The organism is Microbacterium sp. AC026, assembly GCF_979258475.1.
Genome location: NZ_OZ409857.1, coordinates 1,753,173 through 1,769,084 on the forward strand (window position 1 = coordinate 1,753,173; position 15,912 = coordinate 1,769,084).

Below are 15,912 nucleotides of genomic sequence, written 5' to 3' on the forward strand. Positions count from 1 at the left end.
CCTCGACGATGCGGCGACCGCACGCGCCGGCGCCCCGCGCTCCGAAGAGCACGGGGCGCCGGCGCTGATCGCTACTGCGCGTCGACCGTCACGATCGTGCGCACGGCGGACTCGCCGTACTGCACGAGGCCGAGGTACCGGGTGCCGGCGGTGAGGCCGGTCCAGCTCAGCTCGTAGCTCGTCGCCTGGCCGCGGACGGCCTCGATCGGGTTCGGGGTCGCGGTGAACGCCCCTTCGCCCTCGGGCTGCACGTTGGCGTAGGTCATGTCCCACGTCATCGGGGCCGAGGTCGAGTAGACGTTCGCGACCACCAGGTAGGTGCCCGCCGTCGGAGCCGGGAGTGTGACCTGCTCATCCGCCGAACCGGTCGCCGACTGCCAGCGCTCGTAGTAGCGCAGGTCGTCGGCGCTCACGACCCGGTAGACGGTCAGGTCGAGGTCGCTGCCCGCGTCATCCGACGAGTCGAGATCGAAGCGCGAGAGCGTCGTGCCCGCCGGCACGTCGACGATCCACGACACGTCCTTGTTCTCGTCGCCCGACGCCTCATCGCCCGAGTGTCCGACGACACGGCCGTCGGGGTCCTCCAGCAGGCTGAACGGCGTGAGTCCCGAGAGCCCGAGCGCCAGAGCGCCGTCGACGCCGGGGGTGATCTCGACCGTGGTCGCCCCCTCGACTCCGGTGCCCTCGACCTCGGCCGGCGCGTCGGCCGTCACGGGGAAGACCGCGATCGGCGAGCGCACCGAGTTGCTCTTGCTCGTCCAGGTCAGCGACCCGGTCGCCCACTGCTCGACGGGAGCGCTCTGGTTGTCGAACGTGACCGTGTAGGTCGCGGTCTGGCCGGGCTTGGTGAACTTCAGCGTCGAGGGCTCGACGGTCACGTCGACGCCGGGCAGATCGACGGATGCCGTGAACGTGCCCTTCTCGGTCGCCGTGACCGTGCGGGTGACGCTCTGCGCGCTCGCGAGCGATCCGATCGAGAACGATGCGATGTTCACGTCGCTGCCGTCGATCGGCTCGACGCCGTCGAACTCCGCCAGACCCTTGCCCTCGAGGAACGCGGCCCAGTCGGGCACGTCGTTCAGGTAGAGCAGGCCCGGGTTGAAGTAGCGCTTCGGGTCGACCTGGCCCGCACCCTGCTGGAACGGGTCCTTGTTGGCCGAGCCGTCGGGGTTCACCGTGTCGTAGGCGGTCGTCATCATGGCCGACTTGACCTCAGCCGGCTTCGCGTTGGGACGCTCGCCGAGATACAGCGCCGCGAGACCGGCGATGTGCGGTGACGCCATCGACGTGCCCGACAGGATGCCGAAGGTCGGCGCCTCTCCGGGCCCGTTCTGCGTGGCCGCGAGGATCGCGACGCCGGGGGCTGCGATGTCGGGCTTCATGATGTCGCTGCCGTCGGCGAGCATCGGGCCACGGCTCGAGAAGCCGGCGATCTGCGGCACCGGGGTCACGACACCAGTCGTGTTCTCGCCGACGAGCGTGATCGGGCGATCGGCGCCGCCCTGCACATAGGCGAGCACGGCTGCGCGATGCACGGACGAGAGGTGCACGGTGGGCACCGCGTGGAAGTCGTTGTCGAGCGAGTCCGCACCACCGGGCACGTTCACGAGCACGACGCCCATGCCACCGGCATCCTTCACGACCTGCGACTTCTCGGCGCGGGCGTTGCCCCCGCGGTCGCAGACCACGATGTGACCCGTGACCTTCGCCGCATCCAGCGTGCCCGGAAGGCACAGCGCGGCATCGGCGGCAGCCTGTCCGGCAGCCGGCGCGTCACCCGCGTAGATCGACGGCCCGGTGACGGTCGTGCCGAACGGCACGCTCACCGATGCGCCGGCCTGGGCGAAGCCGTCGAACTGCACGGTGCCCTCCCACGTCGGGATCGTCGATGCCGCGACCGTGGTGTACCAGGGGGAGGCGTGGTCGGCGGTGACGGAGTCGGGACCGTCGTTGCCGGCGCTCGTGGCGACGAAGACGCCGGCTGCCGCCGCGTTGAAGAACGCGATGTCCTCGGGGGCGAGCACGGTGGATGCCGCTCCGCCGCCGATCGAGTAGTTGATCACGTCGACGCCGTCGGCGACCGCCTGGTCGATTGCGGCGATCAGGTCGCTGCCCGCGCAGATGTCATCGGTGGTGACGGCCTCATCGGGCCCGACGTAGCAGGCCTTGTAGGCGGCGACCTTGGCTCCGGGGGCGACCCCCGAGATCTTGCCGAAGTCGACGTCCTCGATCGAGGCCTTCACGCCGAAGTTGCCGGCCGCCGTGCTCGCGGTGTGCGAACCGTGGCCGTCGCCGTCGCGCGGCGAGAGGTAGTCGTACTGGAAGTCGAATCCGGCCGCCTCGGCGCCGGTGTAGAAGTACTGGGCTCCGATGAGCTTCGACGAGTAGTCGCCCTTGTCCCACTCCTGAGCCTCGACCATCGTGCTCTGGAACTGGCCGCCGTCGGACTTGTCGAAGTAGACGAAGGTGCCGTCGGTGTACGGCTGACCGCCCTTGTGGCGCTTGTCGTTCTTCGGCTGCTTCTTGAGCTTCTTGCCCTCGAAGGAGGGGTGCTCGGGAGCGATGCCCGTGTCGATGACACCCACGACCACGCCCTCGCCGGCCTTGTCGACGCCGCCGGTCTGCTGCCAGACGCCGCCACGCCCCTTCTTGTCATCGCCGAGACCGAGGAAGTCCGTCGAGGTCTGCGCGTCGGGGTGACGGATGAAGTCGGGGTAGACGTCGTACACGTCCTTCGACGCACGCAGCTTGTCGACCTGCGCGCCCGTGAGCTCGGCGCTGAAGCCGTTGAGCACGACCTGGTAGCTGATCTCGGGAGTGACTCCCGCCTCCTGCGCGACCGTCTGCTGCTCGGCCTCGAGGTGCTGCACGTAGCGCTGCGAATCCTGCGACTGCGTCTCGAGCTGCTCGCCTTCGGCGGGCTTGGTGGCCTTGAGCCCGTTGACGTCGCCGGTGTAGCTCGCGAGCGGATCGGACTTCAGCACGACGATGTAGTGACCGGGCGTGCCGTCGACCGGAGTGGGGTTTGTCACCTCCTCCGTGCCTGCGTAGCCTGCGGTTGCCGTCGATGCGATGAACAGCGTTGCCAGGGTGGTGGCCGCTGCCATCCGGAGGGGTGTTCGACCCATGTGCTTCTCCCGATGATCACGGTGCGACTGCGGTGCCGCACCGCCGTTCAAGCTACGCCCGGCTTCCGTCCACACACCAGGGTCGGGGATTATTCCTGGACGAACGGCCAGCCGTGTCGCCAATGGTCGACAGTAGGCTGGAGGGGTGGCCCCCTCCCCGTTCTGACGACCCGCGTGCTGCTGGTCTGCGCCGCGATCGGCGTCGCCACGGGCATCCTCGGGGGGATCGCGGGGCTCATCACGCCGGTCGTCATCGTGGGCGCTCCGTATCTCTACGGACTCGTGCTCGGCTCGCACGTGCTGCCGGGGATCATCGCTCAGGAGGTGCTGCGCCGCCCCTTCGTGGCCCTCGTCACGCACGTGTTCGCCGCCCTCATCTCGAGCGCGTTCAATCCCGCCTGGACGCTGCGCTTCATCGGCACCGCGCTGCTGTTCGGGGCGATCCAGGAGGGCATCGCCGCGCTCACCCGCTACCGCTCCTGGGGCCCTTGGCGCTTCTTCATCTCCGCAGCGATCATCGGGGTCATCGTGGCCGTCGTGGTGTTCTTCGCCGTCGACCTCGCGACCTTCCCGCTGTGGGCGGAGATCTCCTACCTCGTGATCGCGGTGCTCGGTCCGATCGCGTGGACCGCAGCAGGACTCGCGATCGGATCTTCTCTCAGCCGCGCAGGCGTCGCTCGGCGCTGATCACGGCGTCCGACCCTTCCGAGCCGTCCGGCCTGTGCAGATCAGGTAAGGCTCAGCTAAGTTAGAACGGTACCGATCCGCTGAAACCGGGGTTATGCCGTGCGCTCATCTGCGCCTCTCCTCCGCGTGCGTGACCTCTCGATCACCCACGCCGATGCTGTGCACCCCTCGCCGCGGGACGTCACCTTCGACATCGATGCCGGCGAGGTGGTGCTGCTGCTCGGCCCTTCGGGTTCGGGCAAGTCGACGCTCACGCTCGCGCTCAACGGGCTGATCCCGCACGCCGTGCCCGCGACCATGACGGGATCGGTCGAGGCCGGCGGAGTCAGCACGGCGGATGCCGACACCGCATCGCTGAGCACCCACGTCGCGATGGTCTTCCAGGACCCGGACGCCCAGATCGTCACCGGCACGGTCTACGACGAGGTCGCCTTCGGCCCCGAGAACCTGCTGCTGTCGCTCGACGAGGTGCGCACGAGGACCGAAGACGCACTGCGCCGTGTCGGCCTGTGGGAGCGGCGCGATGAGAACCCCGATCGCCTGTCCGGCGGCGGGCGTCAGCGTCTCGCGATCGCGTGCGCGCTGGCGATGGGGTCGCCCCTGATCGTGCTCGACGAACCGACCGCGAACCTCGATCCGCAGGGCATCGACGACGTCTACGCCGCACTGACCGACGTCATCGCAGCGGGCGACCGCGGCATCCTGCTCGTCGAGCACAATCTCGACGCCGCGATGGGGTTCCTGACCCGCACGATCGTGCTCGACCGCGCAGGGCGGGTCGTCTTCGACGGACCGCCGGCCCGGATCATCCGGGAGCACGCGGCGGAGCTCGTCGAGATGGGTGTCTGGCTGCCTGCGGCGACACTCGCGGCGCTGCGGATGCGGGATGCCGGAACACTGCATCTCGACGACCTTCCATTGACACCCGAGGAGCTCGCCGCGGCACTGGCGGCGGCATCCGCCACTCCTGATCCGTCCGGTGTGCAGGACCACGGCACGGATGCAGGACCGGATACCGCTGTCTCCTCCGGCATCCGTGCGTCGGTCCTGCAGACGCACGAGGGAATGACGGATGCGGCAGACCGTGCATCCACTCCGATCGTCCGCGCCCGCGGGCTGACGGTTCGTCGTCACCGCACCGAGATCCTGCACGGCATCGACCTCGACATCGAGGCGGGAACCCTGACGGCGATCGTCGGGACCAACGGCGCCGGAAAGACCACCCTTCTGCAGGCGCTCGCCGGTGTCGTCCCGCCGCCCCGGCGGCAGGTCACGGTCGACGGCATGGACCCCGGGTCGGCCTCGCCGCGCGAGCTCTCGAGCCGCATCGGGTTCGTGTTCCAGAACCCGGAGCACCAGTTCATCGCGCACACCGTGTTCGACGAGCTCGCGCACGGACTTCGGCTGCGGCACACCCCGGATGCCGAGACGCGCGAGCGCGTCGACGCCATGCTGATGCGCTTCGGCCTCGAGGCCAAGGCCGATGTGCATCCGTTCCTGCTCTCGGGCGGCGAGAAGCGCCGCCTCTCGGTCGGCACGGCCCTGATCACCCGCCCGCGGGTGCTCGCCCTCGACGAACCGACCTTCGGCCAGGATCGTGCACGGGCGTCCGAGCTCCTCACTCTGCTGCACGACCTGCGTGACGAGGGGACGACGATCGTCATCGTGACCCATGACCTGCAGCTCGTCGCCGAGCACACGTCGCACACGGTGATCCTGAAAGACGGTCGCGTGCACGCCGCCGATCGCACCGACGCGCTCTTCGCCGACGAGACGCCGTTCGTCGAGGCAGGGCTCCGCCTTCCGGCGCTGCAGCGCGTGCTCGCCGCAGCGGGACGGGCGATCGCATGACCGCCCACGCCTTCGACCCGTATGCCGCGATGTCGGCATCGTCTCGGCGCCAGTTCCTGTATGCGCTCAATCCGCTGGCGAAGGTCGCGGGAGTCGCCCCGGCCATGGTGCTGCTGATCTTCGTGCGCGACCTCGCCACGCCCGCCGCCTTCCTGGCGCTGTCCCTCGCGGTGATCGTCCTCGGATCGCGGGTGACCTGGCGCATCGCCGCAGTGCTGTTCCTCGCACTCCCACTCGGCATGATCGCCATCGGGCTCGGGTTCTCGCTGTGGGTCGACGCCGAGATCGTGCGCGACACCGCTGCCGTGGTGCAGCTCGGCGACTGGACGCTGCGCCAGGGCGCCCTCGCGATCGGCTTCGCCACGGCTCTGCGGCTCGGCGCGATCGTCTCCCTCGCACTCATCGGCGGCCTGACCACCACCGGCCCCGATCTCGTGCGCGCCAGCGTGCAGCAGCTGCGGGTGCCCTACCGCATCGGCTACACGGCCCTGGCCGCGTTCCGCTTCGTGCCGCGCTTCGGGCACGAGCTCGCGGTGATCAGAGCCGCGCATCGCGTGCGAGGGCACCATGGGGGCAGCAGTCCCTTCGCGCGCATCGCTCGCGGCTGGGGATACATCGTTCCGCTGCTCGCGGGTGCGATCCGCCACGCCGAGCGCGTGGCCCTGGCCATGGACTCGCGGGCCTTCGGCGCGCACTCGACGCGCACCGAGAGGCACCTCGTGCCGTTCCGCATCCGAGACACCGTCTTCATCGTCGCCTCGATCGCCGCATCCGCCGCGATCTTCATGCTCTTCTTCCCCTGGCAGCTGCCCTGAAAGGCGCCCGCATGGCATACAGCAGACTGGTCAAGCCCGAGACCGCCGAACTCCTCCATCTCAGCGTGCTGCGCACCGAGCGCCTCTCCGAGCACTGGATGAGGGTCACGCTCGGAGGCGGTGAGATCGAGAAGTTCCGCCCGATGGGCTTCGACCAGTGGTTCCGCCTGTTCCTGCCGATCGGCGGCGATGCGGGGCTCGACCGCGTTCCCGCGAAGGCGAACAAGATGTTCGGATACCTCAGGTTCCTGCGGATCCCCGACGGCGAGCGCCCGGTCATGCGCAACTACAGCGTGCGCGCGTACCGGGGGGCCACCGCCGAGTCGGGCGCCGAGATCGACATCGACTTCGTGCTGCACGGGTCTGCGGCCGACGGCACGGCCGGCCCCGCGTCGCGCTGGGCGGAGACCTGCGAACCCGGCGAGCACGTGCTCATCATCGACGAGGGCCTCACGTTCAACCCGCAGCGCGGAACGGATCGCGTGGTGCTGGTCGGCGATGAGACGGCGCTCCCCGCGATCGCCTCGATCTGCGCGTCACTGCCTGCGGACGCGACGGGAACGGCGATCATCGAGGTGCCGTCCGAGGCCGACGCTCTGGAGTTCCCGCACCCCGCCGGCGTCGAGATCATCTGGCTCGCGCGGCCGCACGAGTTCGACCCGGGGTCGTTCGCCCTCGCCCGGCTGCGCGAGCTGACGCTGCCGGCAGCGCCGTTCCACGCGTACGCCGCGGGCGAGCAGTCGCTGGCCTCGGGTGCACGCAAGCATCTCGTCGGCGAGCGCGGTGTCGACAAGAACGACGTGAGCTTCTGCGGCTACTGGAAGATCGGCGCGGCCTCGCCCACCTCGAAGGCGGCCCGCGAGGCTGCGGCGGAGCCCCTCGCATGAGCGGGACGGACGCTGAGAACGGTGCGGATGCCGTGAGCTCGAACCCCTACGCGGAAGCGTCGGCCACTGCGGGGTCAGAAACGCACCGCGAATCGGCTTCCGAGTTGCAGAATCGACCCCGCACCGGCGGCGGACGCTCGCGATTCCGCATCCCGACGGCGATCCTGCTGACGTGCGCGGCACTCGGAGTCGCCGGTGGCGCGCTCCTCGCCCCGGCGAACTGGATCTCGACGATCCTCTTCCCCGGGCTGCCCTTCGTGAGCGTGGCGCTGGCCGGCCTCTGGCTGCTCCCCTCGGTGATCGCCCTCCGCCTGCTGCGGCGCCCACTCGTCGGCCTGCTGGTGGGCCTGCTGGCCGGTCTCGTGATCGTGCCGTTCTCGGGCTACGGCTTCAGCAGCGTGGCCACCAACCTCTGGTGGGCGGCGTTCACCGAGCTGCCGTTCCTGTTCGTCCTCTGGCGCTACTGGGGAACCTGGCTGCACTACCTCGGGGCACTGATCGTCGGCATCGTCTACCCGATCCTCGCCTGGGCCTCGTTCGATCTCGGCAGCTTCGGGCTTCCCCTTCAGATCACCTTCTTCGCCGTGACCCTCGGCAGCTGCCTCGGCGCCACCGCACTCGGCATCCTCATCGCCGATCGGCTGCGCAAGGCCGGCGTCGGTGGCCGACTACCCCGCTGACCCGCGCTGGCTCGTGTCCGCCTGCGCGCCTGCAGGCCCGTTTCCTGCGGGCAGCCGTGCCATCGACAGGAGAAGGGCCCCGGATGCCGGCATCCGGGGCCCTTCTCTGAGAGGTTCGTCAGCGCTTGCCGACGATCTGGCGGCCGACGAGGTCGCGCATGATCTCGTTCGTGCCGCCGTAGATGCGGTGCACGCGGGCGTCGGTGAAGGCGCGGGCGATCGGGTACTCCATGATGTAGCCGTAGCCGCCGTGCAGCTGCACACCCGTGTCGAGCACCTCCCACTCGCGCTCGGTCGCCCAGAACTTGACCTTCGCAGCGTCCTCGGCGGTGAGGGTGCTGTTCTTGTAGGCGAGCAGCGCACGGTCGATGTACGCCCACATCGCGTCGGTGGTCGCCGCCATGTCGGCGAGCCGGAAGCGGGTGTTCTGGAAGTCGGCGATGCGCTCGCCGAACGCCTCACGATCCTTCGTGTAGGCGACGGTCCAGTCGAGGGCGGCCTGGGCGGCAGCGGCCGCGGCCACGCCGATCGACAGCCGCTCGAGCGGCAGGTTCAGCATCAGCTGGATGAAGCCCTGCCCCTCCTTGCCGCTGATGAGGTTCTCGTCGGGGATGAACACGTCGGTGAAGCTGAGCTCGGCCGTGTCCCAGCCGTGGAAGCCCATCTTGCTGAGCTTCTTGCCCTGATCGAAGCCCTCCATGCCCTTCTCGACGAGCAGCAGGCTGAACGCGTCGGGACGGTTGCCCTCACCGGTCTTGACGAAGGTCACCACGACGTCGGCCGTCGAGCCCGATGAGATGAACGTCTTGGCGCCGTTGAGGATGTAGCCCCCGTCGACCTTCTTCGCGTTGGTCTTGATGCCGCGCAGGTCAGAGCCCGCGCCGGGGTCGGTCATGGCGAGCGCACCGAGCACCTCGCCCGTGGCCATGCGGGGCAGCCACTTCTCCTTCTGCTCCTGCGTGCCCATGTGCACGAGGTAGGGCACGGCGAGGTCGTCCTGGATGCCGAAGGCACCCGCGAGCGACCCTGCTCCGGAAGCGATGACCTCCTCCATGACGATGGTGCGGAAGCGGTAGTCCTGCAGCATGCCGGCACCGCCGAACTCCTCGGGGACGGACAGTCCGATCAGACCGGCCTCGCCCGCGGCCAGCATCGTCGCCCGGTCGATCTCACCCGCGGCATCCCACCGCTCGATGGCCTCGTTGTTCACGTGGCGCTTGACGAAGTCCTTGACGAGGTCGCGGAAGGCCTCGTGATCCTCTTCGTAGATGTCGCGTTCCATTGCGTCCTCCCGAACGTTCGTGCGTCATTGCTCCGGCGATTCTATGCCGGGTCGCCGACACCGCGACAGCTCGTTGTGAGAATGCATCCCACAATCCGTGAGACTCGGTACCGCGATTGTCGGATGCCGCAATGCGGTCGCACACGCGCCGCTGTCACTGCGCTCAGTGGGCGTAATCAGGGGCCGCGGGGAGCCCGAAGAACTCCTCCAGCGTGTGATACCCGCCGTGGTGATACGCCGCCGCGAGCTCGCGTCCGAGATATCGCAGGTGCCAGGGCTCGGGCTTGTATCCGGTGATGCCGGAGCCGACCTGCTCGTAGCGCACGATGAAGCCGTACTCCCAGGCGTTCGTCGCGATCCACTGCCCCTGCACCGTCGCGCCGAACGACTCGATGGCTCCGCACGACGAATCGCACGCCACGAGATCGAGCGCCAGCCCCGTCTGATGTTCGCTGTGACCGGCACGCGCCGACGAGGCGTCCGCACCCGCCTGCCCGCTGTTGCGCACATGGGAGGCGTGGGTCACGACTTGCAGCTCATACGATCGGTAGCCGTTGTTCGCTCCGATGCGCCCCGCGCCCTCGGCGGCCGCCGCATCCGCCATCTCTCCGACCGCCGCAGCGACGTCCGTCCGCGCCTGACCGGAGCGGGTGGTCATCTGCAGCGGAAGGTCGGCGAGCGACGACGGCGCGAAGGAGACCGGAGCGAGCGGACGCGCCTTGTTGACGACGACCCAGACGTGAGCCGGGTCGTCGAGCGCGATGCAGGGTGCGTTGCCCGCCACGACAGCGGAACGGAAGCTCTCGCCACCCCCGAAGCCGGCGATGATCGCCGCATCGTCGGCGACGGCTATCGCCTCGAGCACGCTCGGCTCCGAACACGGATCGGCAGCGGTGGTCGCACCGACCTCGACCGCCGGCACCTCCTGCACGACGGACGGCTGCGGCATCGCCAGCTCGTCGGTCGTCTCGGCCACCGGCGCACCGGCCAGCGACAGCAGCACGCCGATCGCCGTCGCCGCGAGACCGATGGGCAGCGCGGGACCGCGGATCGGGAGCGCGGCGCCGCATGCTGAGGCTGCGGCGGGAAGAACATGCTTCCATTGTCCCTCATGTCCATTCGAACAGAATTCACACGCTCGGTTGACGGAGTATCGTCTTCATGTTCGAATGGAGGACATGCGGTGGCAAGGACAGAAACTCGGTGACGTCGACGCCGCTGCGCTGCCCGGCCTCGAAGATCGCTCCAGTGTGCTCCGCACGGTGACCACGCCGGAGTTCGCAGGCATGACGTTCCATGAGGTGCTGTCGAAGTCGGCCCTCAACCATGTGCCCGGCGCATCGCGCATGCCGTTCGCCTGGACCATCAACCCGTACCGCGGGTGCAGCCATGCCTGCGTCTACTGCTTCGCGCGGGGAACGCACGAGTATCTCGATCTCGACGGCGGATCGGACTTCGATTCGCAGATCGTCGTGAAGGTCAACGTCGTCGAGGTGCTGCAGAAGGAGCTGCGTCGCGGCAGCTGGGAGCACGAGACGGTCGCTCTGGGCACGAACACCGATCCGTATCAGCGCGCCGAGGGTCGGTACAAGCTGATGCCGGGGATCATCGATGCCCTCGCGATGTCGGGCACACCGATGTCGATCCTCACCAAAGGCACCCTGATCAGGCGCGACATCCCGCTGCTGGTGCGGGCGGCGCAGCGCGTTCCCGTCGACATCCAGATGTCCATCGCGATGTACGACGACGATCTGCAGAAGGCGATCGAACCCGGGACTCCGACGACCCAGGCACGGCTCGACACGGTACGCGCACTGCGGGATGCCGGCTTCCGCGTCACCGTCTTCCTGATGCCGATCATGCCCCACATGACCGACTCGGTCGAGGCGATCGACACCGCCCTGCGGCGCATCAAGGAGGCCGGAGCGAGCCGCGTGATCTACGGCGCCCTGCACCTGCGCGCCGGAGTGAAGCCCTGGTTCATGCAGTGGCTCGAGGGTTTCCGCCCCGACCTCGTGTCGTCGTATCGCGGGTTGTACCCCGGAGTCTCCGCCGAGGCGCCGAAGGGCTACCGCCAATGGCTCGCGAAGCGCGCACGGCCGCTGATCAGACTGCACGGACTCGATGGGCAGCACGAGGACGACTACCCCGTGCGCGGCATCCGGGCTTCTGCACCGCACGGGAGGCCGGCGCCCGCATTCACGCCAGCGCCCGCCCCCGCACAGCCGATGCTGTTCTGAACGCCGGTCCGGTGGAGCGTCGGAGGTCGGGAAGCCACCCCCGGGGCGCGTAGGCTCGAGCGTTATGGCTACCGGCTCCACGATGCACACGTTCGACGTCCAGTTGGCCGACATGGATCGCGGTGTCTACGACGACTACTCGCTGCGCGTGGCGCGGCATCCGTCCGAGACCGACGCCTACATGCTGACCCGCGTGCTCGCCTATGGACTCGAGTTCACCGAGGGCATCGCATTCGGCGGCGGCATCTCGCAGACCGATGAGCCCGCCGTGCTGGTGCGCGACCTCACCGGAAAGACGACGGCGTGGATCGAAGTCGGCGCGCCCGATGCAGAGCGCCTCCACTACGGCAGCCGCCTCGCCGAGCGCACCGTCGTCTATACGCACCGCGACCCCGCGAAGGTCATGGCGCCGTGGGCCGACAAGCGCATCCACCGCTCCGAGGACCTCCGGGTCTACAGCTTCGACCCCGGCTTCATCGACTCCGCGGCACCGCTCATCGCACGCCGCAACACGATGACGCTCACCGTGACCGAGCAGGTGCTCTACCTCGACCTCAACGGCACGACACTGACCACGGCCATCCACGAGCACCAGCTCGGCTGAGCCGCCGCTCGGAAGGAGATCACGCGCTCCGTAGGAGCGATCCGACGCGTCAGCCCTTCGGAGTGAGAGATCTCCTTCGCTGGGCGCGCACACGACCGCACCGCGCATCCCTGTGCCGCAGATCGGCCGAGCAAACGACGAAGGCCCCGCCGCCGCGAATGCGGGAGCGAGGCCTTCGAACGTGACGGATCAGGCCGTGAGGTCGGCGGCGGTCGGCACGCGACCGGCGATCTCCTCGATCAGGTCGTCGTCGATGCGCGCGTTCTCGAATGGCGCGTCGATCTCCGCACGCTCCAGCAGCTCGGTCATGCGACGCTGGCGCTGACGCGTGATGAGCGTGACGACGCGTCCCGAGCGACCGGCGCGGCCGGTGCGGCCTGAACGGTGCAGGTACGTCTTGTACTCGTCAGGAGCGTCGGCCTGCACGACCAGGTCGATGTCGTCGACGTGGATTCCGCGGGCGGCGACGTCGGTGGCGACGAGCACGTTCACGCGACCCGACGTCAGGCGCTCCAGGTTGCGCGTGCGCTTGGCCTGGTTGAGGTCACCGTGCAGCGAGACCGCGGGGATGCCGGCGTCGTCGAACTGCTCGGCGAGCATGTCGGCGTAGGCGCGGGTGCGGGCGAAGACCAGGGTCTTGCCGTCGCGGTCGACGAGCGAGGTGAGGATCTCGGCCTTGTCGCGGTGCTCGATCACGAGCACACGGTGCTCGATGGTGCTCGAGTCCTGATCTTCACCGGCGACCTCGTAGACGGCCGGGTCGACGAGGAACTCGTCGACGAGTGCCGCGACCTCACGGTCGAGCGTGGCCGAGAAGAGGAGCTTCTGGCTGCCGTCGGCCGTGTGACGCAGGATGCGCTGCACGGGCTCGACGAATCCGAGCTCGCACATGTGGTCAGCCTCGTCGAGCACCGCGATGCGGCAGTCGGAGAGGTCGAGCTTGCCCTGGTTGATGAGGTCCTCGACACGACCGGGGGTGCCGATGACGATGTCGACGCCCTTCTTCAGCGCACCCACCTGACGGCCCTGCGGGACGCCACCGTAGATCTGCGTGGTGAACAGGCCGACGCTGCGGGCGATCGGCTGGATGGTCCGGTCGATCTGCAGTGCGAGCTCGCGCGTGGGAGCGAGGATGATCGCGCGCGGCGAGCGGCCGAACTCACGGCGCTTGCCCGCCTGCGACTGCAGCACGCGCTCGACGAGCGGTGCGCCGAAGGCGATGGTCTTGCCTGAGCCGGTGCGGCCACGGGCGAGGACGTCGCGCCCCTCGAGCACGGCCGGGATGCTGGCCGCCTGGATGGGGAACGGAGTCGCCGCACCCATGCCGACGAGGGTCTCGACGATGTTGGATCCGAGACCCAGGTCGCCGAAGGTCACACCGTCGACCTCGACCGCCGCGACGGACTTGGCCTCGAGGCGCTCGTGCACGACGTCGTCCGTCGGCTCGAACTTCTTGGCGGGTGCCGCGCTCGATGTGGCGTTCCAGTCGTTACGGCTGGGTCGCTCATTGCGCGACGGCCGCCCGCGGGTGTCCGACGTCAGCGGGCGGGGACGATCGGTGCGGTACGCGCCACCGGTCGAGGGACGCGAACGCTCGTCACGCCCACCCTCGATCGACCGCTGCGTGCGGTCGCGGTCGAAGGCACGGCGTGCGCGGTCGGCGTCGTAGGAACGCTCGGCGCCGCGGTCATCGCGACGCGGGCCCGCGCCACGGTCGTCACGACGCGGGCGGTCGTCACGGTCGAAGCGGGGACGCTCGGATGCCGCGCGGTCGAAGCGCGGACGCTCGGTGCGGTCGCCCGAACGCGGCGAGCGGTCGTCGCGGTTGAAGCGCGGACGCTCGGATGCGCCGCGGTCGTCGCGCTGCGGGCGCTCGTCACGGGAGAAGCGCTGACCACCGCGATCGTCGCGGAAGCCGCCGGAGCGCTGGTCACGGCCCGGACGTCCGCCATCGCGGTGATCGTTGTCGCGGAAGCCCTGGCGCTGCGTGCCCGCACCGCGGTCGTCGCGGCGCGGACGCTCGTCGCGCTGGCCGCCGCGCTCATCGCGGTACGTACCGGGACCGGTCGGACGCTGGCCGCCGCGGTCATCGCGACGCGGACGGTCGAAGCCTGTGGAGGAACGGTCGTTGTAGCGGGGGCGCTCGGCACGATCGTCGAAGCGCGGACGCTCGGAACCGCCGCGGTGCGGTGCCTCGCGGCGACCCGACTCCGCACGGTTGCGGATGCCACGGGCCTCATCGCGACCCGCGCGCTCCTGCGAGGACCAGCGCTGCTTGGGTGCGCCCTCTTCTGCGGGACGGTAGCCGCGGTGGCTGGCGCTGCGGCTGCCGGGACGACGGTCGACGCCGGCCGCCGGGGTGCGCCGCTCGCCGGCATCCGCTCGTCCGCCGCGCACGTCGCGGGAATCGCGGGTGTCGCGAGCGCTGTCGCGCCCACCGGCGTGGCGGTCGTGGAACGAGGTCTTGTTCGCGCCGTAGCGCGGCTCGAAGTTGGCGGAGGGGCGTCCGCCGCGGGGCTTCTTGTTCTTGGGCATGGGTGTGTCCTTCTGAGTTCTCGCACGAGAACAGCGCCGCGCACACGCGCGAGCACCCAGCGCCGGATCGGATGCGATCGGACGGGGTTCCGGACTGTCAGCGGCCGGGGCCATTCATGTGATGGTTGATTAGCGTCGAGCGACGCTCACCATCGGCCCCTGGACTCACACTTCTTACACAAAAACGTCCGCGCCATGCGCGGGTGTCCGAAGCCGACCCATCAAGTGTAGCGGTCGCACCTGAAAAACCGCCCAGCCCCATCGCGGATGCTGCTCGCCATACGATTGCGGAGTGAACTCCGCATCCCCCACCGGCACACAGGTGCACCTCCAGCTCGGCGACGTCAGCGCTCAGATCGCGCAGGTCGGCGCATCCCTCCGCTCGCTCCGCATCGGATCCGTCGATCTGATCGCCCCGTATCCACTCGACTCGCCGACCCCTTCCTGCTCGGGCGTCGTGCTCACGCCCTGGCCGAATCGCGTCAGGGATGGAGCCTGGAACGACGAGGGCACCGAGCGGCAGCTCGCGATCACCGAGCCGAAGTTCATGAACGCCAGCCACGGGCTGCTGCGATTCACGGCCTACGCGATCGAGGAGACGGCGTCGGCGACGACGCTGAGCGCCACGATCGTGCCGCAGACGGGCTACCCCTATCTCGTCGAGACCAGTGTCACCTACGTGCTGCGTGCCGACGGGATCGACGTCACGCACGCGCTGACCAACCGTTCCGCCACTGCGGCACCGGTGGCGCTCGGCACGCATCCGTTCGTGACGATCGGCGACGTCGACCCGCACGAGCTCGTGCTGCGGGTGCCGGCGCAGACCGCGTTCGACACCGACGAGCGCATGCTCCCCACGGGCACGCACCCGGCGGATGCCGCGCTGCGCGACGGAGTGCGCATCGGCGATGTGAGCCTCGACACCGGCTTCACCGACCTCGACCGTGATGCCGACGGGCTGGTCCGGCACTCGCTGACCGCCCCCGACGGTCGGCGACTCACGCTCTGGCAGGGCGCCGGGTTCGACTTCGTGCAGGTCTACACGACCGACAAGTACCCGGGCCAGTCCCTCGCGGTGGCGATCGAGCCCATGACCGCGCCCGCCGATGCACTGAACAGCGGTGTCGGCCTGCGCCGCCTCGCCCCCGGTGAGACCTGGATCCTCGACTGGGGCATCACGCTCGACTGAGCTCGGCGGCGCCC

General features: G+C 69.3%; 12 protein-coding genes. 8 read left to right on the top strand and 4 right to left on the bottom strand.

Annotation, left to right across the window (positions count from 1 at the left end; all coding sequences use genetic code 11):
* Positions 1 to 71: 71 nt before the first annotated feature.
* On the bottom strand, positions 72 to 3,032 hold the full coding sequence (locus ACZZ93_RS08695; protein ID WP_463510883.1) for a S8 family peptidase: 2,961 nt from the start codon (positions 3,030 to 3,032) through the stop codon (positions 72 to 74).
* A 270-nt stretch (positions 3,033 to 3,302) separates the two neighbouring features.
* On the opposite strand from ACZZ93_RS08695, the gene ACZZ93_RS08700 reads away from it, so the two are divergent.
* The 5 genes from ACZZ93_RS08700 to ACZZ93_RS08720 all read left to right on the top strand — a co-directional run bounded on the left by ACZZ93_RS08700 (position 3,303) and on the right by ACZZ93_RS08720 (position 8,048).
* Positions 3,303 to 3,815 carry an ECF transporter S component gene (locus ACZZ93_RS08700; RefSeq protein ID WP_463498028.1) on the top strand — a complete coding sequence of 171 codons (513 nt, stop codon included), beginning with the start codon at positions 3,303 to 3,305 and terminating at the stop codon, positions 3,813 to 3,815.
* 99 nt (positions 3,816 to 3,914) lie between these two features.
* Positions 3,915 to 5,666, top strand: a complete 1,752-nt coding sequence (locus ACZZ93_RS08705; RefSeq protein WP_463510884.1) for an ABC transporter ATP-binding protein — start codon at positions 3,915 to 3,917, stop codon at positions 5,664 to 5,666.
* Complete coding sequence (locus tag ACZZ93_RS08710; RefSeq protein WP_463498029.1) at positions 5,663 to 6,481, top strand: energy-coupling factor transporter transmembrane component T; 819 nt, start codon at positions 5,663 to 5,665, stop codon at positions 6,479 to 6,481. The genes ACZZ93_RS08705 and ACZZ93_RS08710 overlap by 4 nt, the downstream gene beginning before the upstream one ends.
* An 11-nt stretch (positions 6,482 to 6,492) precedes the next feature.
* Entirely contained in the window at positions 6,493 to 7,368 is an 876-nt protein-coding gene (locus tag ACZZ93_RS08715) for a siderophore-interacting protein (RefSeq protein WP_056276571.1), read from the top strand.
* Positions 7,365 to 8,048, top strand: coding sequence for an ECF transporter S component (locus ACZZ93_RS08720; RefSeq protein ID WP_463510885.1), 684 nt, complete (start codon positions 7,365 to 7,367; stop codon positions 8,046 to 8,048). Before ACZZ93_RS08715 ends, ACZZ93_RS08720 begins: the two co-directional genes overlap by 4 nt.
* Positions 8,049 to 8,166: 118 nt before the next feature.
* On the opposite strand, the gene ACZZ93_RS08725 is transcribed toward ACZZ93_RS08720, so the two are convergent.
* Complete coding sequence (locus tag ACZZ93_RS08725; protein ID WP_053098639.1) at positions 8,167 to 9,330, bottom strand: acyl-CoA dehydrogenase family protein; 1,164 nt, start codon at positions 9,328 to 9,330, stop codon at positions 8,167 to 8,169.
* A gap of 163 nt (positions 9,331 to 9,493) precedes the next feature.
* Positions 9,494 to 10,333 (bottom strand): M15 family metallopeptidase, encoded by an 840-nt coding sequence (locus ACZZ93_RS08730; RefSeq protein WP_463510886.1) that lies wholly within the window; start codon positions 10,331 to 10,333, stop codon positions 9,494 to 9,496.
* A 175-nt stretch (positions 10,334 to 10,508) separates the two neighbouring features.
* Between ACZZ93_RS08730 and ACZZ93_RS08735 the strand changes: the two genes are divergently transcribed.
* Both ACZZ93_RS08735 and ACZZ93_RS08740 read left to right on the top strand, forming a co-directional pair.
* Positions 10,509 to 11,570, top strand: a complete 1,062-nt coding sequence (locus ACZZ93_RS08735) for an Rv2578c family radical SAM protein (protein WP_463510887.1) — start codon at positions 10,509 to 10,511, stop codon at positions 11,568 to 11,570.
* Between the two features lie 64 nt (positions 11,571 to 11,634).
* Entirely contained in the window at positions 11,635 to 12,174 is a 540-nt protein-coding gene (locus ACZZ93_RS08740; protein ID WP_053098637.1) for a YaeQ family protein, read from the top strand.
* A gap of 189 nt (positions 12,175 to 12,363) precedes the next feature.
* Here ACZZ93_RS08740 and ACZZ93_RS08745 read toward each other — a convergent pair whose 3' ends face one another.
* Entirely contained in the window at positions 12,364 to 14,709 is a 2,346-nt protein-coding gene (locus ACZZ93_RS08745) for a DEAD/DEAH box helicase (RefSeq protein WP_463510888.1), read from the bottom strand.
* Positions 14,710 to 15,001: 292 nt separating this feature from the next.
* Between ACZZ93_RS08745 and ACZZ93_RS08750 the strand changes: the two genes are divergently transcribed.
* Positions 15,002 to 15,898 carry an aldose 1-epimerase family protein gene (locus ACZZ93_RS08750; RefSeq protein ID WP_463510889.1) on the top strand — a complete coding sequence of 299 codons (897 nt, stop codon included), beginning with the start codon at positions 15,002 to 15,004 and terminating at the stop codon, positions 15,896 to 15,898.
* The last annotated feature ends 14 nt before the right edge of the window (positions 15,899 to 15,912 follow it).